This is a genomic window from Rudaeicoccus suwonensis (assembly GCF_007829035.1).
Lineage (GTDB): Bacteria > Actinomycetota > Actinomycetes > Actinomycetales > Dermatophilaceae > Rudaeicoccus > Rudaeicoccus suwonensis.
Map to the genome: position 1 here is coordinate 19,017 of NZ_VIVQ01000003.1, position 20,908 is coordinate 39,924.

At 65.9% G+C, this 20,908-nt stretch carries 19 protein-coding genes; 17 read left to right on the plus strand and 2 right to left on the minus strand.

What is annotated here, in order from left to right; genetic code table 11:
* Positions 1-17: 17 nt before the first annotated feature.
* The 11 genes from rpsH (at position 18) to BKA23_RS14365 (ending at position 9,007) form a co-directional block, all read left to right on the plus strand.
* Positions 18-416: a 30S ribosomal protein S8 gene (gene rpsH / locus BKA23_RS14315; protein ID WP_145229693.1), complete on the plus strand. Its 399-nt coding sequence runs from the start codon at positions 18-20 to the stop codon at positions 414-416.
* 26 nt (positions 417-442) lie between these two features.
* On the plus strand, positions 443-982 hold the full coding sequence (gene rplF, locus BKA23_RS14320) for a 50S ribosomal protein L6 (protein WP_145229695.1): 540 nt from the start codon (positions 443-445) through the stop codon (positions 980-982).
* Between the two features lie 3 nt (positions 983-985).
* The gene (gene rplR, locus BKA23_RS14325) at positions 986-1,360 is read left to right on the plus strand and encodes a 50S ribosomal protein L18 (protein WP_145229697.1); all 375 of its coding nucleotides are present in this window, start codon (positions 986-988) and stop codon (positions 1,358-1,360) included.
* A gap of 34 nt (positions 1,361-1,394) precedes the next feature.
* Positions 1,395-2,078, plus strand: a complete 684-nt coding sequence (rpsE, locus tag BKA23_RS14330; protein ID WP_145229699.1) for a 30S ribosomal protein S5 — start codon at positions 1,395-1,397, stop codon at positions 2,076-2,078.
* The gene (gene rpmD, locus BKA23_RS14335; RefSeq protein WP_145229701.1) at positions 2,078-2,260 is read left to right on the plus strand and encodes a 50S ribosomal protein L30; all 183 of its coding nucleotides are present in this window, start codon (positions 2,078-2,080) and stop codon (positions 2,258-2,260) included. The genes rpsE and rpmD overlap by 1 nt, the downstream gene beginning before the upstream one ends.
* 2 nt (positions 2,261-2,262) lie before the next feature.
* Positions 2,263-2,721 (plus strand): 50S ribosomal protein L15, encoded by a 459-nt coding sequence (rplO, locus tag BKA23_RS14340; protein WP_145229703.1) that lies wholly within the window; start codon positions 2,263-2,265, stop codon positions 2,719-2,721.
* Between the two features lie 260 nt (positions 2,722-2,981).
* On the plus strand, positions 2,982-4,301 hold the full coding sequence (secY, locus tag BKA23_RS14345; RefSeq protein ID WP_145229705.1) for a preprotein translocase subunit SecY: 1,320 nt from the start codon (positions 2,982-2,984) through the stop codon (positions 4,299-4,301).
* Between the two features lie 64 nt (positions 4,302-4,365).
* Positions 4,366-4,944 (plus strand): adenylate kinase, encoded by a 579-nt coding sequence (locus tag BKA23_RS14350; protein WP_145229707.1) that lies wholly within the window; start codon positions 4,366-4,368, stop codon positions 4,942-4,944.
* On the plus strand, positions 4,944-5,789 hold the full coding sequence (map, locus tag BKA23_RS14355; protein ID WP_145230170.1) for a type I methionyl aminopeptidase: 846 nt from the start codon (positions 4,944-4,946) through the stop codon (positions 5,787-5,789). The genes BKA23_RS14350 and map overlap by 1 nt, the downstream gene beginning before the upstream one ends.
* A gap of 268 nt (positions 5,790-6,057) precedes the next feature.
* Positions 6,058-8,370, plus strand: coding sequence for a sensor histidine kinase (locus BKA23_RS14360; protein WP_145229709.1), 2,313 nt, complete (start codon positions 6,058-6,060; stop codon positions 8,368-8,370).
* Positions 8,339-9,007, plus strand: a complete 669-nt coding sequence (locus BKA23_RS14365) for a response regulator (protein WP_145229711.1) — start codon at positions 8,339-8,341, stop codon at positions 9,005-9,007. The genes BKA23_RS14360 and BKA23_RS14365 overlap by 32 nt, the downstream gene beginning before the upstream one ends.
* A gap of 91 nt (positions 9,008-9,098) precedes the next feature.
* Here BKA23_RS14365 and BKA23_RS14370 read toward each other — a convergent pair whose 3' ends face one another.
* The gene (locus tag BKA23_RS14370) at positions 9,099-9,653 is read right to left on the minus strand and encodes a hypothetical protein (protein WP_145229713.1); all 555 of its coding nucleotides are present in this window, start codon (positions 9,651-9,653) and stop codon (positions 9,099-9,101) included.
* A 461-nt stretch (positions 9,654-10,114) separates the two neighbouring features.
* On the opposite strand from BKA23_RS14370, the gene BKA23_RS14375 reads away from it, so the two are divergent.
* From BKA23_RS14375 to BKA23_RS14400, 6 genes are read left to right on the plus strand one after another with little or no spacing between them, the layout of a single operon-like run.
* The gene (locus BKA23_RS14375; protein ID WP_145229715.1) at positions 10,115-10,699 is read left to right on the plus strand and encodes a hypothetical protein; all 585 of its coding nucleotides are present in this window, start codon (positions 10,115-10,117) and stop codon (positions 10,697-10,699) included.
* The gene (locus BKA23_RS14380; RefSeq protein WP_145229717.1) at positions 10,696-11,958 is read left to right on the plus strand and encodes a vWA domain-containing protein; all 1,263 of its coding nucleotides are present in this window, start codon (positions 10,696-10,698) and stop codon (positions 11,956-11,958) included. Before BKA23_RS14375 ends, BKA23_RS14380 begins: the two co-directional genes overlap by 4 nt.
* Positions 11,955-13,373: a hypothetical protein gene (locus tag BKA23_RS14385; protein WP_145229719.1), complete on the plus strand. Its 1,419-nt coding sequence runs from the start codon at positions 11,955-11,957 to the stop codon at positions 13,371-13,373. Before BKA23_RS14380 ends, BKA23_RS14385 begins: the two co-directional genes overlap by 4 nt.
* A gap of 57 nt (positions 13,374-13,430) precedes the next feature.
* The gene (locus BKA23_RS14390) at positions 13,431-16,907 is read left to right on the plus strand and encodes a tubulin-like doman-containing protein (protein WP_145229720.1); all 3,477 of its coding nucleotides are present in this window, start codon (positions 13,431-13,433) and stop codon (positions 16,905-16,907) included.
* A complete protein-coding gene (locus BKA23_RS14395; protein ID WP_145229722.1) occupies positions 16,897-19,611 on the plus strand; it encodes a hypothetical protein in 2,715 nt (904 codons plus the stop codon). The genes BKA23_RS14390 and BKA23_RS14395 overlap by 11 nt, the downstream gene beginning before the upstream one ends.
* A 12-nt stretch (positions 19,612-19,623) precedes the next feature.
* Positions 19,624-20,502 (plus strand): hypothetical protein, encoded by an 879-nt coding sequence (locus BKA23_RS14400; protein ID WP_145229724.1) that lies wholly within the window; start codon positions 19,624-19,626, stop codon positions 20,500-20,502.
* Positions 20,503-20,772: 270 nt separating this feature from the next.
* On the opposite strand, the gene BKA23_RS18150 is transcribed toward BKA23_RS14400, so the two are convergent.
* Positions 20,773-20,907, minus strand: a complete 135-nt coding sequence (locus BKA23_RS18150; RefSeq protein WP_281287572.1) for a hypothetical protein — start codon at positions 20,905-20,907, stop codon at positions 20,773-20,775.
* Position 20,908 lies beyond the last annotated feature (1 nt).

Genomic DNA, 20,908 nt, shown 5'->3' on the forward strand with positions numbered 1-20,908 from the left:
AAGGGCAAGAGCCCACTATGACCATGACCGACCCGATCGCGGACATGCTGACCCGCGTGCGGAACGCCAACTCGGCGCACCACGACGCGACCTCGATGCCGCACTCGAAGCTGAAGTCGCACATCGCAGAGATCCTCCAGGCGGAGGGCTACATCGCTGGGTTCCGCGTCGAAGGCGAGGGTGTCGACAAGACGCTCACCATCGACCTGAAGTACGGCCCCAACCGGGAGCGCTCCATCGCCGGCGTCCGCCGCGTGAGCAAGCCCGGTCTGCGGGTCTACGCCAAGTCCACCAACCTGCCCAAGGTTCTCGGCGGTCTCGGCGTTGCCATCTTGTCCACGTCGTCCGGTCTGCTGACTGACAAGCAGGCGGCGACCAAGGGTGTAGGCGGGGAAGTCCTCGCCTACGTCTGGTGACCCGGAACAGATAAGGAGATTCAACGATGTCGCGTATTGGACGTCTTCCGGTTCCGGTGCCCCAGGGTGTCGAGGTGACCATCGACGGTTCTGCCGTCGCGGTCAAGGGTCCGAAGGGTCAGCTGTCGCTGACCGTTCCGGAGCCCATCACCGTCGCCCAGGGCGAGGACGGCGTGATCAACGTGTCGCGCCCCAACGACGAGCGTGAGGCACGGTCCCGTCACGGGCTCACCCGCAGCCTCATCAACAACATGGTCGTCGGTGTCACCGACGGCTACACCAAGAAGCTGGAGATCCACGGCACGGGTTACCGCGTGACCGCGAAGGGCTCGGACCTCGAGTTCGCCCTCGGTTACAGCCACCCGATCCTGGTCAAGGCCCCGGAGGGCATCTCCTTCGCGGTCGAGAACCCCACCCGCTTCTCGGTTTCCGGTGTGGACAAGCAGCAGGTCGGTGAGGTCGCGGCCAACATCCGCAAGCTGCGCAAGCCCGACCCGTACAAGGCGAAGGGTGTTCGTTACGAAGGCGAGCACATCCGCCGCAAGGTCGGAAAGGCTGGTAAGTAAGCCATGGCAAAGATCGTGAAGCGTTCGACGAGCAAGGCGGCAGCGCGCGCCCGCCGTCACTTCCGCCTCCGCAAGCGGGTCGCGGGCACCACCGAGCGTCCCCGTCTGGTCGTGAGCCGCTCTTCGCGTCACGTCTTCGTGCAGGTCGTCGACGACACCGTCGGCAAGACCCTCGCGTCGGCGTCGACCATGGAGTCGGACCTGCGCAGCTTCGACGGTGACAAGACCGCCAAGGCCAAGCGCGTCGGCGAGCTCGTCGCGGCCCGTGCCAAGGAGGCCGGTGTCGAGGCTGTCGTCTTCGACCGCGGTGGCAACCAGTACGCCGGCCGCGTCGCCGCCATCGCAGATGGCGCCCGCGAAGGTGGGCTGACACTGTGACCACCAAGACCAACGTGGAAATGAGGAAGCACTGATGGCTGGACCCCAGCGTCGAGGCGCTGCTGGCTCCACCGGCAGCAGCACCAACTCCAACTCGAGCGACAACTCCGGCGACCGTCGCGGTCGCGGCGACCGTCGCGACAACGGCCGCGACAACCGTCGCGGTGGTGACGACCGCAACCAGTACCTCGAGCGCGTGGTGACGATCAACCGCGTCTCCAAGGTGGTCAAGGGTGGTCGTCGCTTCAGCTTCACCGCGCTCGTGGTCGTCGGTGACGGCCAGGGCACCGTCGGTGTCGGCTACGGCAAGGCCAAGGAAGTCCCCACCGCCATCGCCAAGGGTGTCGAGGAGGCGAAGAAGAACTTCTTCCGCGTCCCGACCATCGGCGGAACCATCCCGCACCCCGTGCAGGGTGAGGCCGCTGCCGGCGTCGTGCTGCTGCGCCCCGCCAGCCCCGGTACCGGTGTCATCGCCGGTGGCCCGGTGCGTGCGGTGCTCGAATGCGCCGGCATCCACGACGTGCTGTCCAAGTCGCTCGGCTCGGACAACGCGATCAACATCGTCCACGCGACCGTCGCGGCCCTGCAGGGCCTTGAGCGTCCCGAGGCCGTCGCCGCTCGTCGTGGCCTGCCGCTGGATGCCGTCGCCCCGCACGCCATGCAGCGTGCGATGGCCGCAGCCGCCGCGGAGAAGCAGACCGAGAAGGCGGGTGTCTGATGACCACGCTGAAGGTGACTCAGATTCGTTCCGAGATCGGCGGAAAGCCGCAGCACCGCGAGACCCTGCGGTCGCTGGGCCTGAAGCGGATCGGCGACACCGTCGAGAAGCCGGACCGCCCGGAGTTCCGTGGCATGGTCCGTGCGGTCGCCCACCTGGTGACCGTTGAGGAGAATGACTGAACATGGCTGAAGAGAAGACGCACGCACTGAAGGTGCACCACCTGCGTCCTGCCCCCGGAGCCAAGACCGCCAAGACCCGCGTGGGTCGCGGTGAGGGCTCGAAGGGTAAGACCGCGGGCCGCGGAACCAAGGGCACGGGTGCCCGTTACCAGGTTCCGCTCGGCTTCGAAGGTGGCCAGACGCCGCTGCAGATGCGACTGCCGAAGATGCGCGGTTTCAAGAACCCGTTCAAGGTCGAGTACCAGGTCGTGAACCTGGACAAGATCTCGGCGCTGTTCCCCGACGGCGGTGACGTGGCGGTGGCCGATCTGGTCGCCAAGGGCGCGGTTCGCAAGGGCCAGCCGGTCAAGGTGCTCGGCACCGGCGAGATCACCGTCAAGGTGAACCTCTCCGTGCAGAAGTTCTCGGCCAGCGCCAAGGACAAGGTCGAAGCTGCAGGTGGCTCGATCACCGCAGTGTGATCGTGACCCTCATCGTCTGAACGCCCCGAGGGAACTGCGGGACCACCCGGTCCCGTTGCTTCCCGAGGGGCGTTCGTCGCACTCCCTGACGCCACCTCGCGGCGGCGGCAGGTAACCTTTGCAAGCAAGTTTGTCCACGGTGGCTCGGCATGCCGATCGGTATGCCGTCAGGCCCCGCCGGCGCAGCGGTCTGCTCACAGCGGGCCGGTCGCCTATGTCACGGCCGCTCCCGGAAGCGGAACGGCCCAGGAGGATCCACGTTGCTTACCGCATTCGGCCGCGCCTTCCGGACGCCGGACCTGCGAAACAAGATCCTGTTCACGTTGGCGATCGTCGCGATCTTCCGGATCGGCTCGCACATACCGGCGCCGGGTATCGACTACAAGGCTGTGCAGGCCTGTCAGAACCAATCAGGTGGGCAGCAGTCGCTGTTGGGTCTGGCCAACCTGTTCTCCGGTGGCGCGCTGCTGCAGCTGTCGATCTTCGCGCTCGGCATCATGCCGTACATCACCTCCACGATCATCGTGCAGCTGCTGACGGTTGTGATCCCGAAGTTCGAGGCCCTGAAGAAGGAGGGCCAGGCCGGGCAGACCAAGATGACGCAGTACACGCGATATCTCACCATCGGTCTGGCGATCCTGCAGTCCTCGACGCTGGTGACAGCGGTGCACAACAACCCCGAGTCGCTGCTGGGCAACGGCTCCGCCTGCTCCGACATCATGACCAGCGGCGCCCTGCCGACGCTGGTCATCATGGTGATCACCTTCACCGCCGGCACCGGCCTGATCATGTGGCTGGGCGAGCAGGTCACCGAAAAGGGCGTCGGTCAGGGTATGTCGATCCTGATCCTCACCTCGGTCGCCGCGCGTGTCCCCTCGGAGATCTGGTCGATCCGCAACCAGGGCTGGGGCAAGTTCATCATGGTGATCGTCATGGGCGTCGTGATCCTGACGGTCGTGGTGTTCGTGGAGAACTCCATCCGCCGTGTGCCGGTGCAATACGCCAAGCGGATGATCGGCCGGCGCATGTATGGCGGCACCTCCACCTACATCCCGCTCAAGGTCAACATGGCGAACGTGATCCCGATCATCTTCGCCAGTTCGCTCTTGTCGTTGCCGGTGATGGTCGCGCAGTTCACGAACCCGCAGGGGACTGCGCATCCGGCGGGTTGGGCCACCTGGATCTTCAACAACCTCGCGCAGAGCGACCATGCGTCATACATGGCGGTCTATACAGCGATGGTGCTGTTCTTCACGTTCTTCTACGTGTCGATCACCTATCAGCCCGACGAGGTGGCTGACGGCCTGAAACAGTCCGGGTCGTTCATCCCCGGCGTCCGCGCCGGCAAGGCGACAGCAAAATACATCAACTATGTTTTGACGAGAATCACAGTCGTCGGCGCGATCTACTTGGCTATCATCGCGCTCATCCCGCTGATCGCCCTGGCGATGGTCGGCGCCAACCAGAACTTCCCCTTCGGCGGCGCTTCTATCCTGATCCTGGTCGGTGTCGGGCTCGACACGGTCAAGCAGGTCGACTCCAAGTTGCAGCAGCACCACTACGAAGGGTTCCTCAGGTGACATTCCTCCGCCGCAGTTGCGTTTCTCCGGCCTCGCGCAGGTCCTTCGCCGGGGTCGTGACGCGATGAGGCTGATCATCCTCGGCCCTCCCGGTGCAGGCAAAGGCACCCAGGCGGAGACGATCGCCCGCGAGTGGCAGATCCCGCACGTGTCGACCGGTGACATCTTCCGCGACAACATCAAGCGGGAGACCGACCTGGGTCGCCAGGTCAAGAGCATCCTGGACTCCGGCGGCTACGTGACCGACGAGATCACCAACGAGATCGTCGCCGACCGGCTGCACCAGGACGACGCGAGGCGCGGCTTCCTGCTCGACGGCTACCCGCGCACGATTGCGCAGGTGAGCGCGCTCGACGAGATGCTCGCAGCTGACGACCTGGCGATCGATGCCGTGCTGGAACTCAAGGTCGACGACCACGAGATCGTGGCCCGGTTGCTGAAGCGAGCCGAGACGTCGGGCCGCGCCGACGACACCGAGGACGTCATCCGCGACCGGCAGGAGATCTACCGGCGCGAGACCGCCCCGTTGTCAGCGACGTATGGCGAACGTGGCCTGCTCATCGAGATCGACGGCGTCGGCAGCCTCGACGATGTTGCGGCACGCATCCGGACCGAACTGGAGAAGATCGCGGCAGGTTCGTGATCTTCGGCCGGGAGCGACTGGAGACCAAGACACCCGAGCAGGTCCGGGCGATGCGCCGTGCGGGGCTGGTTGTGGGCGAGTGTTTGGCGTTGATGAGCGACACGATCCGCGCAGGTATGACGACCGGCGAGCTGGACGCGGTCGCCGAGGATTTCATCCGCGGGCGTGGTGCGACGCCGTCGTTCCTCGGGTATCAAGGGTTTCCTGGCTCGCTGTGCGTGAGTGTCAACGAGGAGGTCGTGCACGGCATACCTGGCTCTCGGATGTTGGTCGAGGGTGATCTCGTGTCGATCGACTGTGGCGCGATCGTGGACGGCTGGCACGGCGACGCCGCGATGACGTGCGTGGTGGGCGGTGACGCTGCCGCGCGGGCAGAAGACCTGGCCCTGTCGGCGGCGACCAAGGCTGCCTTGTGGGCGGGGATCGCCGCGCTGCTCCCCGGGATCGGGATCTATGACCTCGGCGGTGTGATCGAGGATTCGGTGGTCGACAGCGGGCGGGCGGACGGTCGCAGCTACGGGATCCTCGACGGCTACACGGGTCATGGGATCGGCCGCGAGATGCACATGGAGCCGGCGGTCTACAACGAGCGGGTGCGTGGGCGCGGGCCGGCGGTGCGCGTCGGTTCGACGGTCGCGATCGAACCGATGCTGACGCTGGGCACGCACGAGTCGCACGAACTCGCCGACGACTGGACCGTGGTGACCGACGACGGTTCGCGCGCAGCGCACTGGGAGCACACGGTGGCGGTGACTGAGGGCGGCGTGTGGGTCCTCACGGCCGTGGACGGTGGCGAGGCCGAGCTGGCCGCAGTAGGCGCGTCATATGGCCCGCTCGCGGACTGACTTTCCCGGCTTCCTGCGCTGACCACTCGTCGGATATTCGGCGGTGGGGTCGGTATGGGAGCCCGCGCGTCGAATATCGCCGGGGTTGTGTAGGACACGGCAAGATTGCAGCCCGCGCGACGTGTTGCGCTGTTGGCTAGGCAGCCAGGCGTCGTGCGCCGACGAGCGTCCAGGGGTGTCGCGCGGCACTTATTGCGGGAAGAACAGCCTTTCTCAACAAAGGCCGTTTTAGTTGAATGTTGTACTTGGAGTCCATAGCTTGCGGAGCATGCAGCAGGTGGGAGACGACGTTCGGCGCGGAGCATGGGCTCTGGCCGTGGACGTCGGCACCCGCCGGATTTATGCCGTCGCCTCTGCGGTCGTCGCAGCTGCGGTGGTCGTGGTGATTTTCAAGCTGCATGTCTCTGCTGTCTCCACAGCGGTCATGATCTGCCAGCTGGGACTGCTGGCCGCCGCGGCAGGGCTGGTGCTGTCCAAGCGCGACAACACCCTTACCTCGGTGATGCTGTGCGCGGGTACGGCGGCCTTGCTGGTGCTCGCCAGCGCGCAACAGCCGCTGCCGCGGGCAGAGGTCGGAGCGCCGTTGGAGCCTGTGTTGGCCATGACGGTGTTCACCGTGTTCGCGATGCTGACGATCCGCAATACATGGTTCGCGAGTGTGTGCAGCGCGACTCTCGCCTGCAGTTGTCTCGCCGCATTACAGCTGCGGGGCGTTGCATGGCAGACCGGTGTCTTGTCGGTGTCGGCGCCGCTGTGTGCTTCGATGGCGGTTCGTATCGGCATTACTCAGCTACGTCGTGCCGCGACTCTCTGTGACCTCGAACGAGCCAACCGTGCGATCGTGACGCGACGAGAAGCGGAGCTGGCGGTGCTTGCCCGGCAGACCACATGGGTGAGCAGGTTCGTGCACGACGAGGTGCTGCACTCCTTGCGCGGCCTGGCGTTGGGAGCGCGCATTCCTCGTGCGGAAGCAGTGGAGCTCGCTGGATCGGCCCTGCGTAATCTCGACGCTTCGATCGACCGGCCCCGCGACGATGCAAGCCGGCTGCTCGCGGAGGTGCTCATGTCGTCGATCGCCGACTGTGGGATCGACGTGACGTGCACCCTGGACACCATCGCGATTCCCGCACCCGTTGCCGAGGCATTGGGCGCAGCAACCCGCGAGGCTCTTCGAAATGTCCGCCTGCACAGTGGAGTCGGGCATGCGGAGCTGACGGCTCGGCGCAGGGCCGGCGAGGTGACGGTCGTCATCTGCGATCGCGGGCGCGGATTCGACCCGACATCGACGCCCGCGGGTCACCGGGGGATCAGCGACTCACTGCGAGGTCGGATGGTCGACGTCGGCGGCGACATGACCGTGGCGTCACAGCCGGGCAAAACCACCGTGACCCTGGTGTGGCGCGAACCGAATCCGCCACATGCCAGGCAGGGTTCGCGCCTGGAAGAGATCCTCTCCCACGTCCGACAGGCGACCGTCGCGGGCGGCGCGCCATACGTGGTCCTCAACGTCGTGCAAGCGGTGATCATGTCGTCGCGGATGCAGTCCCCGCAGCCGGCGCTCATCGCGACCGCCATCACGACGGCTGGCTTCGTTGTGGCGGCGCCATTGCTGTGGCGCGGTCGTCACGTTCGGCAGACAGCGTGGGTGCTGGGTGTAGTTGCGATCGCTGGCGCCTGTCTGGCGGCGCTGTCGGTGACGTCGGACATCACCGATCCGATGGCGTACTGGCTGGCCGGCGGTGTGGTGCCCTTGGTGGTGATCGGTGTGGTGCTGCGCCCGGCGTGGGAGTCGGTGCCCTTCGCCGTGGCGGTCTGCGCCGTACCACTCGTGCGGGTCGTGACACAGGGTGGCGGTGCGGATCGCATCTTGGCGCTGAGCCCGGCGCTGTTCGGACCGGAATACGTGCTCGGTGCGGCGTATGGACTTCGATGGCTGGTCGGGCGCTCGATACATCAGGCACGCGTCGAGTCGGATCGGGCGGCCGAGGCGGATTTGCATGCATACGAATTGCGTGCGCGCGAACGGCTGCTGGTCGAACGAGTCGCCAACCTGAGGGATGACGTCGCACCCTTCTTGCGCGATGTCGTTATCGGGAGGTTGGCGCTCGGGTCTTCGGAGGTCGAGACACGCGCGGCGCTTCTTGAGGGTATCGTTCGCGACTCGATCAACCCGGCACGAGTCGCTGTGAACCCACATATCGACGCTGTTCTGGCATCGCTGCGCAGGGTGGGCGTGATAGTCAAGGTGCACGCGAACGGAACACCGAGCGAGGCGGTGACCGAAGTGACCGCTCAGGTGCTGCAGACGCTGAATCGTGTCGGCATCGGGGGCCGGGTCACCGTGCAACTGCATGCGGACGGCGGGGCGAGGGTGACGCTTCCGTCATACGAACCCACGGTCTGGTCGTCGTGGCAGCAGATCTGCCCCCATGCCTTTCGATACACCGATCGGGCGAGCTTTCAGACCGTGCTGATCCCGTCCGGCGCCGCGCACCTGTCCCCGACATTCGGGACGCGGGGCCAGCCCCCTCGCGGGCAGAGTCAAGATCATGGTGATGCAGACCTTCTCAGCATCGGCTGACACGACCCTCCGGGTTTGGGCCGTCGACGACCACCGGGTTGTGCTTCGCGGAATCGTAGGCACTATCCATGACGCCGGAGCCAACGTGGTCATCGAACGGCAGGCGTCGAGCCTGCGCGAATTCGATTTCGTTGCAGGCGCACCCGACGTTCTACTGCTCGACATCGACCTGTCCGACGGCTCGCGTGCGGAGGACAACGTCACGATGGCCGTGAGCCACGACGTGCCGGTGCTGTTGTTCACAGCCGAGACACGGCCGGTTCAGATGCGTGCACTCATCGCAGCAGGAGCGGGCGGGCTGGTGCTAAAAGCCGATCCGCCGGAGTTGCTGATCGATGCGTTGCAGTGTGTGGCCGCCGGGCAGTTAGCACCAACCAGCCACCTGGCCGACGCTCTGTTGAACGATCCGCATCTCATGGCGACTCTGACGACACGGGAGGTCGACGTGCTGCAGGCTTTGGCGGCGGGTGTCCCCAAGAAGGCGATCGGGCACGCGGTACCGGGCAAGTTGTCGGTGCACACCGTCGACACCTATTTCCAGCGCATTGCAGCGAGGTATGCAGCGCTAGGACGGCCGGTGAATAACATCTACGGATCGCTGCGCGAAGCGATCCGCGATGGTTACCTGGACCTTTGAACAAGTTTCTTTCAATCGAAGCAGTTGCCGGCGATCATCGGTGTGGATGCGATGGTCGTACCTGGTAACACTGGGACGTTGCGTGCAGTGGTCAGTTGCAGTTCTGCGTGACGAAGTCGTTGACTTGCATCATCGGGCCCAGCACGGTGAGCCCGATGGCGAGATTCTGGAGCAGCGCCATCTGCGGGTGGAGCACGTTGTCGGCAGCATTGCCCATCTGCTCGTCCCACGCTGCGGTCACAGCGTCGGTGGCGCCTTTGATCGACGGTGGTGCCACTGCTGCCATGTCGTGCCACATTGGGGAGAGGTTGCCGATCGCCATCACGGCGTAGAGCAGGCCGGTCAGCTGCATGACTCCGCTGCCGCTCTGCGCGACGTCGGAGTTGGCGGTTGCGAATTGGCTCTCGTATCTCGCCTTGTATCTGTCCATCACCGCGCAGTATTCCGCAGCCGACGGCGCGACAGCCGGTGGCGTGGTGGCGGCATCGGTTTGCCGCGTTGCGATCGGAGCCGCGGTGGAAGTGATCGTCGTATGGTTTTGATCGGCAACAGTCTTCGCGGCATCCGAAGAGGAGTTGCAACCGCACAGAGCCACCGTGACGAGGGTTGCTGCGGCCAAGGTCATGCGTTGGCGTGGGTGCGTCATAGGCACAGCATCGTGTCCGAGTGTGCCGGAAGCGTCCCTTGAACTCGGGACGCGCAGAAAGCCTGCAGTGTCGTCAGGTCGGTGCGAACCATTCCTCCATTGACACGTGCTGGGCGGCCGAAACACCCTGAGCTCGTTCGCAGCGATCTCACGGACCGCCCTCGAGATGGTTGTCGGATCGATCGTCGAAAGCGCGCCGCGGTACTCGACCGGAGGGCGCCTATTGCCGCCAGATCGTCGAACATCCGGGACGGGAAGGAAGCATCGCCGCCGTGAAGTTTGACCGGAGGGCGGTGATAGCGACCGCGGCCTCGAATTTTCAGGCGGTCATGTCCCGAGTTCTCGTGACGCGACGGCTTGTGCTCCTGCCGACATCCTCGACCCCAGCGGAATGTTGATGTTCAGGGAGGGTCCGTGCGCAGCAGGCAGTCAGACGTGCAACAGATGCAGACGGTGGTGTGATGCCCTCATCGGACGACATGTGGAATCGCGGGGGAGGCGGGGGCTTTCAGCAGGTGCCCCCGCCGCCGTCTACAGGGTCCCAGCCTCCGGGCCGGCAGCAGGCGGCGCAGCCGCAGCCCGGCGCCACCCCGGCAGCGGCGGCTGATCCGTGGGCGACGGCGTCGCCCGTGGTCAACCGGGGCACGGCCACGCCCTCGACGGCCGGCACTTCCCCGATCACCCCTTCGCAGACGCTCGCCGGGGGCGATGCCGAGACCGGCACACCTGCATTGCCGCAGACGGCGACTGCGCCGATGCCGCTCATCGGCGGCGCTCTCCTGCTTGCGGTGATCGGCCTGGTGGTCGGACTGATCTGGCACGGTGCCAACGCGGGCGTGGTCGGCTGGTTACTTGCCGGTCCGGTCGCGATCATCGTGGTGGGCGTCTTCCTGGTCGTCGACGGCAAGCGACGCGGATCCGGTTGGTATCGCCCACAAGAACTCGCGCCCTGGCTGTTGCGGGTGTCTGTCGTCGTCTCGCTCGTCGCCGTGGTGCTGAACGCTTTTTCGATCGCCAACGACGTGGCTCGGGGGCGCTGGACATGAAGCGGCTGATCGGCTGTGTCGTCGCTCTGGTCTGCGTCTTCGCCTGGATGTTGCCGGCCCGCGCCGAGGCGGCAACTCCATCGACGAACTCTGCCCTCGAGCGGGTCGGTGCATGTATTGCCGGAGGTGGAGAAGGCGACTTGCAACTGCTGATCGACACCTCCGGATCGCTGGCGCAGACCGACCCGACGGACGCGCGAGTCGCTGCGGCGAAATACCTCATGGGCCAGCTGTCGACATTCGTCAGCACCAACAACGCCCGGATCGACGTGGCCATCGCCGGATTCGCTGCGCAGTTCGAGCAGCAGATGAACTGGACCCAGCTCACCAGCGGTTCGTTGCCAGGCATCGACGCCAAGCTTGACACCTTCAGTCATCAGAACAGTGGTCAGGACACCGACTACTGGAATGCGTTGACCGGTGCTCGCAAGTCGTTGGAAGCGCAGGGCGCGACCTCCGGAGCCCATTGCCCGATGGTGGTGCTGATCACTGACGGTGAGTACAGCATCCAGCCGCGCGACACCCTGTCGGCGGCACAGGTCAAGCAGCAGGGCGACCCCAAACCGTATGCGCCGAATCAGAAATTGAACACAGTCGCTCAGGCGAATGCTGCCGTGGCTGACGGCATCAAGGACCTGTGTCGTCCCACCGGCCTGGCCGACCAACTGAGAAGCGACAACATCACGACGGTCGCTATCGGCCTGTCCAGCTTTCAGAAGCCGGATTTCTCACTGCTGCAGGGGATTTCGACCGGGACAACTGGGACGCCGTGTGGTTCGCTGACCAAGCCGGCGCCGGGGGCGTTCTTCAAAGCGGACAACATCGACGATCTCTTTTTCGCGTTCGACCAGTTCGCAGCACCTGGCGAGGCGCCGATCGCCCAAACCGCCGGGGTGTGCACCAAGACCGCGTGCCCTCAGGGCGCTCACACCTTCGTGGTCGACTCGTCGATCGGACGGGTGCACGCCCTGGCCGACAGCACTGTGTCCGGAGCTCAAGTCCAGTTGCGGGCACCCTCGGGCAAAGTGCTTGATCTCCAAATGGGTTCGAGTGCGCAGCACGGCACTCTCGCTAGTGCGAACATCACCTGGAGGTGGGTGTCGCCACGCACGATCTCGGTCGACCTGCAGCCCACCAACAACGCGCAATGGACCGGGCAGTGGGCACTGACCTTCATCGCCCAGACCTCGGGGTCTCGCGGTCGAGCATGCATCTGTTCGGTGATCTCGTGCCCGTGTGGACCAACGAGACGGGTATGACGTTGCGCACCGGCGGCCAGAGCCCCGCATTGACCTTCGGCTTGGGTCGGGCGTCCGGTGGGACCGTCGATCCGAAGACGCTGGTCAGCAAGACCACTCTGGAAGCGACGTTGGTGACACCGAACGGCAAGAGCGTTGTCATCGCTCGCAGCCTGTCCGGGGCGGCCATCACAACACCGCAGCATGCGAATCTCGCTGGTATTGCTCCTGGTCCGGCTGTGCTGAGGCTGGCACTGGCAGTCACCACGAAGTCGTGGAAGAACGGTTCGACGACCGTTCCGGGCACCGTGCTCGAGCCCCAGGTGCGGGATTATCCGGTGACGATCCAGGTCCCCGCGTCATACCCGTCGGCTCCGGATGTGGTGAATCTGGGCTCAACAGACAGCAGTTCGTCGGTCAAAGGATCGATTCCGTTGAAGGGCAACGGTTGCGGCTGGATCTCCGGAGCAGCGACGATCAAGGGCGCGCCGAGCGGCGTGCGGCCCACTGTCGCCTCGACGGCGTCCGACACGGCTCATTGTGCGGCCGGATCGATCCCGATCACGGTCGATCTTCACGGGTCCGGCAACGGTCTTCTGGCGGGCACGACCACGGTGATGCTGCGCTCGGCTGACAGCGGTTCGGCTCCGGTCGCCCAGCAGGTGCAATTCCGTCTGGACATGTCGCGCCCCGCCAACAGCAGTGTGCTGTGGGGTGTGCTGATCGGGCTGGTGCTGCTGGGTCTGCTGATTCCCCTTGCTCTGCTCTATGCGCTGAAGTTCGCCACCGCGAAGCTGCGCGGCTCGGCGGTGACAGTCGGCGCGCTGCGCGGCCGCGTCGACGAAGGGTCCACCTTCCTCACCGACCGGTCGACGCTGGTGCCCGCCGAGACGGTCACCATGGCCGTCGACGGCCGTCGCCAGGTGTCCGCGCTCGGCAAGACGTTCCGTGCGCGGATGAGCCTTTTGCCGACCGAGGCGGGGTACGTCGTGGTCGACCAACCGCGTCGGCCCGGCGCACGTGGGCCCTCCGGTGCCACCGCCAAGGAGTTCGCCCGACTGCCTCTGGGACTGGTCAACACCTGGCTGGTCTCGCTCGACCCCGCGTCACCGCACGACGGGGATGTCGAGGTGGTCTTCCTGGTAGATCCCGGCATGAACGGATGGCCGGAGCTGCTGCGAGACGCGATCTCGCACATGCCGGATGTGGTTCGCACGCTGCGCGCGGATCTTCCGTCGTCCACCGGCACGGGTTCGACCGAATCGAGCGGGGGTGGCTGGGGCGCGACGCCCACTGTCGCCGACACCTGGGGCGGGTCATCGTCGGAGACCAGCGACCCCTGGGGTGGCGGTTCGCAGACCGTCGGCACCGCCACAGCGGGTCAGGCAGCCGGCTCGACGCCGCCCACCACGCAGCAGGACGACCCATGGGCATGACCCGGCAACGCGTAGTTGCGGGTGCACACAACGGACAAGCAAGAAGGCGGCTTTTGAATGCGTAAGTTCCTCATCGTCGGGTGTGGCGGTTCCGGCGGATCGACGGTGCGGCTGCTGATGGATCAACTACAGGCCGACCTGCGTCAGCAGTTCGGTATGACGACGCTGCCCGCCGCGTGGCAGTTCGTCCACATCGACGTTCCGGTGGACCCCGACAAGGGGCCGGGCCAACTCGGCGACATCCGCTCGATGGGCGGGCACTATCAGTCGTTCAGTTCGCCGAGCAACACCTACACCAACACGGCTCTGACGGTGGAGAGCCAACTGGGGGGTCAGGGTGGTCACGCTCCGCTACTGGGCTGGGCACCAAGAAATCACGTACGGGCCAGCAGCATTCCCGTGACCGATGGGGCCGGTCAGTATCGCGCGGTCGGTCGCATGCTCACCCTGTCGAGGGTCGGACAATTGCAGACGCTGCTCGAAGCGGCGCACAGTCGGGCGATGGCACCCGATGCCTGGGGCTCCGTGCCGCCGGATCAACGATCGTCCGACGTGCTTGTGCCGATCGTTGTCGCATCAATGGCAGGAGGCTCCGGTTCGTCGATGTTCCTTGACGTGTGCCGCATGCTAGGCGCGATTCCTGGTATTGATCCTGCCAATATCGGTTGCTTCCTCTACACCGCTGACGTGTTCGGTGGGCTGGAGGAGTCCGCGCGCAGCAATGTCGAAGGCAACGCCATGGCGGCTTTTCCCGAGCTGTTCGCCGCGATCTCACGGCTGGCCGCGGACGAGGACCGTCGGACGTTCGGGGCCTTCGGCATACACGTGGACAAGAATCCTCATCCGCCTTTCGCGCGTGTGCTGCCGATCGGGCGGCGGGTCGGAGCCACCGGGGCGCTCTTCGGCGACGGCAGCCAGAACTCGGTCTATCGCGGCATCGCCCGCGCGATCTCCGGCGTCATGCTTTCGGAACAGGCGGCATCGCAATATGTCGCCTTCTTCCTCGGAAATCCGGCGCCGGTGCCGAGTTCCGAGGAACTCGCGCGATCTTTCGGGTGGGAGATCGACGCGTTGGCGTTGCCGTTCGGCTCGATGGGCTTCGCCAGTCTGAGCCTGGGGCGCGATCGCTATCGCCACTATGCCGCGCAACGTCTCGCGCGGGCTGCGGTCGACCATCTGCAGCGAGGCCACGAGGATCCGACGAGTTCGCTGCCGTCACTGGAACAGCTGCGTCTGCTCCTCGACAATCAGTCGCGCGTCAGTCTGCAGCGCATCGGTCTGCCTGCACCGGGTGAGGACATCCCGGGGTGGTTCCGTTCGGTCGCGTTCCCACAGGGACAGCGGCAGGCGGCCGCCCGGCAGGCATTGACCGCCATCGAGGCAGGGGTGGCCGGCACCCAGTCGGCAAAGGCCAGGGAATGGCTCGATGTCGTGCGACAGGGGATCGGCGGTCGTCGCAACGACGTCGCTGCGGCACTGGCCTCATCGGCATACCAGTGGGCAGAAGGTTGGGCATCAGAGATCGAGCAGGCGACCTGCGATGAATTCGTTTCTGCCACAGCACAATTCGGTCTGCCCTACGCGCGTGCTCTGATGGCGCATATCACCGACGTGTGCGACGCGGTCATCACTCAACTGGCCGATGCCGGTGTCAACGCTGATGCCACCGACCCGGTCGCGGTCGCTTCCGACGTCGAGGCACAGGTCAGCGGTCTCGGCAAGGCTTTGGTCAGTGGCAGCCATGCGATCGGTCAACTGCTGTTGACGACCCTGCAACGCAGTTCGGAGGTCAGGATCACCCTTGAGGCCGCCCGGCTTGCGGCGCGGGTGCTGCGATCCTTCGCCCAGGACGTTCTCAAAGCTCTGGCGGAGTCGGCCAACGACGGACTGCGCATGCTCACCGACCGCACGTCGACCAGCATGCACCAAGCGGGACTGGCCCAACTGGAATCCGATATCTACATCGACTGGCCGGACGAGTCAGCCGTGGTTCCGATGCGCTTCGACCACGCCCAGAACGAAGTCCTGCTCACCACATCCGCCGATTTCGCCACGCACTACACCGAGCACGTCGGTGCGCTCGCGGAGCCACGCGACTTCTCCCGCGGTCTGCAGGCCGTGCGGTCCCAGGTGCTGCGGGGAGAATGGGAAACCACCGGCACCGTCGAGACGCACGAGGTGCTCCAGCGCATTGCGCACTGGCGCCCAGAAGTGCTCGACCGATCTGCCGGCGACGGGGTGCCGACGCCGGCGTCGAAGCCGCGTTATCTGCTGCTGGTCGACACCCCGGAGATCATGACGCGGGCAGATGCCCGAGTCGCTGCCAAAGGCAGTCCCTTCGCCAGTTTCGCCAACCAGTCCATCGTGGAGCACCTGAGTGCCGACGGTCTCTCGGCGATCGAACGGGAGTTGCGACAGGCGACCTTCGTCGAGAAGTTCAACGAGGCTCTCCTGCTCGCGCGTCCGGTGATCGGCGTCGACGAGCAGATGGTGCAGCGGCTGCACGGCGACAGCGTGCGCTACGGATATTCCTTCAGCGAGTTGCCGTTCCGGATGGAGAATCCGGTGGCGAAGCAGGTCCTCGCCCGGCTCGAAGGTGACCCGAACATCGTCGGTAACTCCGCGGAGTACTTCAAGTCCTCGGCGGTGGGTGACGAGACCGTACGCAAGATCGCGATCTTCGGCACGTACGGGAAGTACAGCCCGCTGTGTTATCGATCGCTGCTCGAGCCGATACGTGACCGCTGGTCGCGAAGTGGCGCGGACACGCAGCGCGCCCTCTGGCTCTGGAAGCGCACCAGGCCACTGTCGGCCGCCATCGCGATGTCGCCCGAGGATGCCGTGCGCACCGTCGCAGGGTGGTATCTGGGACGAGCCCTCGGTCTCGTCAAGGGGACCGACGGCACGTTCGCGGTCCGGACGCCCCAGGCGTGGCTCTCTTTCCACGACCAACTCGCATCCGCCGAGAGCCGTTACCAGGGTGGCATGGACGCGCCCGCGAGTCTGTTGATGTCTCATGCCTGGGCCATCGTCGACTGCACCGGAGATCCCAGCCTGTCCGCGCTCGCGCCATACGTCGCGCTGCGCAACCTGGCCGACGCGTCCTCTGCCAGCAGTCTGGCGACCGTGGAGCGGATGACCGGCACCAGACTGCTGCACGCCGCCTTCGACGGCGAGCCGCTCACCCTGTTGGGCGAACCGCTGATCGGAGGCGCGCCGTCCAAGGTCATGGATGCGCCGACGCCCGAAGCTCGCCGCGACGCATTCCTCGCCACCCTCAGTGATCTGCGGACGCGCATCCTCGGTTCCGGGTTCGTGGAAGAGGTCGACGGCGACTATCAGTTCCGCGTCACGTCGGTCGAGAGGCTGCGCGGTGGATCCGCCGAATACCTCGGACCACCGCTGTGGGTGGAGGCAGCTCCGATCATGCTGCGCTCGCTGGATCTGCTGGAGCGGATGGCGCAGGCGCCCCGCGAGTCGACAGAGGACGGCCCGTTCGCTGCGGCGTTGGCGGGTGATGACGATGGCTTCTGAGTCGATCACCGTTCTCGCAGCTCGTCGGGAGCTTGCGATGCCGCTGCGCGGGATCTTGCACGACTGGGCAACGCTGGGATTGATCGGCAACGCCGTGGTCGTCGACGTCGATCAGTTGCGCACCGACACCGCCGAGATCCCCGCGCTGCTGGTAGGTGCCGCCAGCAGAATGGTGTGCCTGCAGGAACGCCTCGCCGACAGCGAGATCGCTGTCGCGCGCCTCTGCGTCATCTCGGCAGCCGACAGCCAGTCCGGCATCGTCGATGCCGCTGTCGCGCGGAGGTTGTCGGAGGCGGTGCAGACCTCGCTGCCCTACGCGCGTCTGGTCAAAACGTCACTGGCAGTGGGTCATTCGGGAGCGGAGTTCGCAGCCGCCATACCTGACCTGATTGGTTGGGACGCTCTGGTGCTCTCGCCCGAGGACGGTCTGTCACCGATGCACGGCACCAGTGAACTCACCAACGACCCGCGTCACCCTCAGTGGCACCTGCACGTCGCGGGCAACTGCTGCTCGATCCTCGGTCTGTGGCGTGGCCAGGAGGACAGCGTCCTCGACAGCCGCAGCGCCGTTTCGGATGGCGGAGCCAGCCCCGTGCGCGCCTTCACCCGGTCGGTGGCGGCGGACACCGTCGAGGACGACCTGCGGCGCCGGCTGCTGATGGTGGGCGAGCGGTATCCCGTCCCGAGGGTGGACACGTCCAGCGGCGCCGCCGTCGAGGACGAAAATGCGTCGGTCACGGTGATGGCCGATGCGTTGCTTCGCGAGCACAGTGATGTGCTCCCGCGAGCGCGCACGACTCCTCCGGCGCCCGCGCCACGACCGATCACCTTCGGTGACGCACTGCGGCAGTTCTTCACCTTCATGTGGGCGGCCTTGAAGAACGCGCCTCACGCGTTCGCCGAGGGTCTGCTGCGAACTGCCTCTGCAGCGACGGCAGCTGCTGTCAATTCCGTTGTGTATGGCGCAAACAGCAGCCTGGTCGTGGTGGTCCGCGGCGTGCGGCCGGACGGTTCGCCGGCCAGCTGGGACGAGACGGAGCAGGGCGTCGAGAAGGCGCTACAGGACAACGACGGCCATGCGGAGTTGGGCGCTGCGCTGCAGAAGCCACAGCTGTGGCGCGACTACACAGCAGGCGCACTCACCCTGCTCGACGCCGGAAAGCGGTCGTCGCATCTGCCGCCGGTGACGATGGGTTCTACCGAGGCGGTCGTCACCACGACGGCTCGGGTGGCGCCGGATCCGGCCGACGCGTTCACACTCCCGGCGCACATTGCCGCCTACCTGCCCAACTGGAAGGTCGAGGTTGCCGACGACATCGGGGCGAAGCGGTTGCACGAGAGTCTGGAGAAGTTGTCCGCCTCGAATCCGCAACTGGCACAAGAGATCGGCGCCGAGAAGCACCGCCTGCGTGAGTGGGTGACGGTCAACTCCGCCTCGTATGTCGGCCAGGTGGGTCGCACGCTCGGAAACGCATTCCGTGCGACGGTCACCGAACTGGAGGAACTCACCCAGCGCCTCGAGCAGTTGCGCAGGGCGCCGGCGATGACCAATGAGATCGAAGCCGATCAGCGGCGCCTGGCGGCGCGCTTCCGCATCCTGGGCGGGGTCTCCCTGCTGGTCGTCGTCGCCCTGATCGGGTTGGCTCTGGGCGGACTGCTGGCGATCGTCTTCGCGGTGGTGCTCGTGGTGGTGTCGTTGTTCGCGACGGTGCTCTCCGGGGCGCTGATGTACATGAAGGGTCAGCGGTCGCTGTATCAGTTCATCCACGCGCAGGAGCAGACGGCCTCGGCGCTCGAGACTGCCGAACGACACCGCAAGGAAGCACTGCAGGACCTCCGCCGGCTGATCCGTGCCTACCGGCAGTACCTCGACTGGTCCCGCGCACTGTGCGCCTTCGTGCATGCGCCACTGGGCCGGCTGCAGGAGGCGCAGGAGCAGGAGCTCTCCATCGGGCAGGGACTGCCTCGGTGCGTCCGGATCGGTGTCGCGACCGCGTCCCCCGATGTCGTCGACGAAGCAGCTGGGCGGATTCGCGGTGAGTTGTTCCGCGCCGGTTGGTTGAGCGACCACTGGGCGGCATACATCTCGCAGGCGCCGGCCTCGCTGGGATCGCTGCGATACGCATTGCAGAGCGATCCGGGAATGCTGGACCAGGACGCCAATCCCGATGGTGCCGGCCCGGTGCTCACCCGGTGGAGCTGGGCGGTTGCGCAGGCCGCTGCCGAGCGTCCGGCGAGCGCGACCTTCCTCGCACGTGCCGAGGAGCTTGTCGCCGGCACACCCGGCGTGCGTGACAAGTTGCTGTCACTGATCTCGTTTCGGGACTCCGACACTGGCGAAATGAAGGTCGTTCCGCGTGCGGAATTCGAAGGCCGACTCGACGGCGCCGAAGCACAGGGCGGCACCTTCCGCGAACTGATCTTCTCGCCGCATGCTCGCAATATCGACGCCCGAAATGTCGACCTTACGCGCTCGCAGGACCAGTTCAACGGGCTGGCGCATGCAAGGGTGCTGGTGCAATTCGGACCGTCGCTGCCTCGGACCGACTACCGCACGAGTGCGGACGTCGCACCGAATCACACTCGGCCACCTCAGCAAGCCGGGACATTTGGCGAGAGTCCGAGGGGTTGGGGCTTTGCCGACACGGACACCCCGTCGGCAACTCCCGCCGTGATGCCCTCGGCCGATGTCGACGGATTCTGAGGACGACTGACCATGGTCGACTCCCTGGTGCTCGTCGTTCTGATCGACGGTTTGATCCACGCTCTTGCTTCGGGGCTGGCCGGTTACGCGGTGGCCGTCAGATCCGGTCGCCGGGTCTGGCCGGCGGTGGTGCTCTGCATCCTGTTGCCCTGGCTCGGTGTCGCGATCCTCGCTGCGTCATCCGGTGCGCGGTTACGCGCCGCGAGATCGCCTCGCAACCGCGCTCGCAACATCGCGTCGATCAGCCTGCTGGTCGGAGGGCTGCTGATCTTCGCCTCCCTCCTTGATGCCTGGGCAACCGTCTCGGGCCACGAACGCACGTATGCCGAGTCCTTCAGCGCCGGTCCCGGTGACACCGGGTTTGGCATCATGGTGGTGGGCATCGTCGGCCTCGTGCTGATCGCGATGGCGGCTGCCAGTTGGTTCCACGGCGGTCTGCGATTCGGCATCCCGGCGGCCTGGGTCACTGCCGCTCTGGCCACTGTGATGATCGACCTGGCTGTCATCTCGGCACTGTTGGACGGCTTCGTCGGCCGGCTGCGGAATCTCAGTGCGGACCAAGCGTCGGCGCAACTGTCTGTCGGTGGCGGCACGTGGCTGGCGCTGTTGGGCGCCGTGCTCGGACTCGCCGGTGCACTTGCGATGGTGCTGTCGACGATGAGCAGCGTCAGCGCCCCACTCGGTGCTGCGGTCCAGGCCGCTTCAGGCTCGGGCTTCGGTCAGCCGAGCCGATCAGACAACAACTCGGCCGTTGCGGATGCATGGTCGGCAACGAGTACCGACCAGTGGGGTGGCACTCGGGCGCAGACCACGGGTGGGGCGGACCCGTGGGCCGGCGGGAGTTCGGGCAGTGGTGAGACGCCCGGGTCGACAGCGGATCGGTGGGGGTGACCGTGGCGGGATCAGAGTCACAGAATCGACGGCATCGAGCGCAGGCGCTGGACAGCGCTTTCGCGGGGCGCGCCGATGGTCCACCTGCTGTCGACCGGCACCTGATGGCATTGGTCGGGTCGATCAGTCCCGCCGGTGCGCAGCAGTTGATCTGGCACAGCGACGTCGTTCGTCACTGGCCGCAGGTCCTCGGGATCATGAACGGCGACGCTCACAATGGCGCGGTTGCCGCAGCAGCATCGACAGTGGCTGCACCTACTCCCACGCCTGTCACACCGCCACCGGCATCACCGGCATCACCGGCATCAAGCGTACCGGCACCTGCAGCGCCGCCGCCGGCGGAAAACGGAACCGCGCAGACACCAGCACCATCGGCACCGATCGACAAACAGCCGTCACCTTCATC

What these genes read in the sequence shown, in the direction of transcription:
- rpsH (WP_145229693.1), top strand. Translation starts at nt 18, where the DNA reads ATGACCATGACCGACCCGATCGCGGACATGCTGACCCGCGTGCGGAAC.
- rplF (WP_145229695.1), top strand. Translation starts at nt 443, where the DNA reads ATGTCGCGTATTGGACGTCTTCCGGTTCCGGTGCCCCAGGGTGTCGAG.
- rplR (WP_145229697.1), top strand. Translation starts at nt 986, where the DNA reads ATGGCAAAGATCGTGAAGCGTTCGACGAGCAAGGCGGCAGCGCGCGCC.
- rpsE (WP_145229699.1), top strand. Translation starts at nt 1,395, where the DNA reads ATGGCTGGACCCCAGCGTCGAGGCGCTGCTGGCTCCACCGGCAGCAGC.
- rpmD (WP_145229701.1), top strand. Translation starts at nt 2,078, where the DNA reads ATGACCACGCTGAAGGTGACTCAGATTCGTTCCGAGATCGGCGGAAAG.
- rplO (WP_145229703.1), top strand. Translation starts at nt 2,263, where the DNA reads ATGGCTGAAGAGAAGACGCACGCACTGAAGGTGCACCACCTGCGTCCT.
- BKA23_RS14350 (WP_145229707.1), top strand. Translation starts at nt 4,366, where the DNA reads ATGAGGCTGATCATCCTCGGCCCTCCCGGTGCAGGCAAAGGCACCCAG.
- BKA23_RS14360 (WP_145229709.1), top strand. Translation starts at nt 6,058, where the DNA reads ATGCAGCAGGTGGGAGACGACGTTCGGCGCGGAGCATGGGCTCTGGCC.
- BKA23_RS14365 (WP_145229711.1), top strand. Translation starts at nt 8,339, where the DNA reads ATGGTGATGCAGACCTTCTCAGCATCGGCTGACACGACCCTCCGGGTT.
- BKA23_RS14370 (WP_145229713.1), bottom strand. Translation starts at nt 9,653, where the DNA reads ATGACGCACCCACGCCAACGCATGACCTTGGCCGCAGCAACCCTCGTC.
- BKA23_RS14375 (WP_145229715.1), top strand. Translation starts at nt 10,115, where the DNA reads ATGCCCTCATCGGACGACATGTGGAATCGCGGGGGAGGCGGGGGCTTT.
- BKA23_RS14380 (WP_145229717.1), top strand. Translation starts at nt 10,696, where the DNA reads ATGAAGCGGCTGATCGGCTGTGTCGTCGCTCTGGTCTGCGTCTTCGCC.
- BKA23_RS14385 (WP_145229719.1), top strand. Translation starts at nt 11,955, where the DNA reads ATGACGTTGCGCACCGGCGGCCAGAGCCCCGCATTGACCTTCGGCTTG.
- BKA23_RS14390 (WP_145229720.1), top strand. Translation starts at nt 13,431, where the DNA reads ATGCGTAAGTTCCTCATCGTCGGGTGTGGCGGTTCCGGCGGATCGACG.
- BKA23_RS14395 (WP_145229722.1), top strand. Translation starts at nt 16,897, where the DNA reads ATGGCTTCTGAGTCGATCACCGTTCTCGCAGCTCGTCGGGAGCTTGCG.
- BKA23_RS14400 (WP_145229724.1), top strand. Translation starts at nt 19,624, where the DNA reads ATGGTCGACTCCCTGGTGCTCGTCGTTCTGATCGACGGTTTGATCCAC.
- BKA23_RS18150 (WP_281287572.1), bottom strand. Translation starts at nt 20,907, where the DNA reads ATGAAGGTGACGGCTGTTTGTCGATCGGTGCCGATGGTGCTGGTGTCT.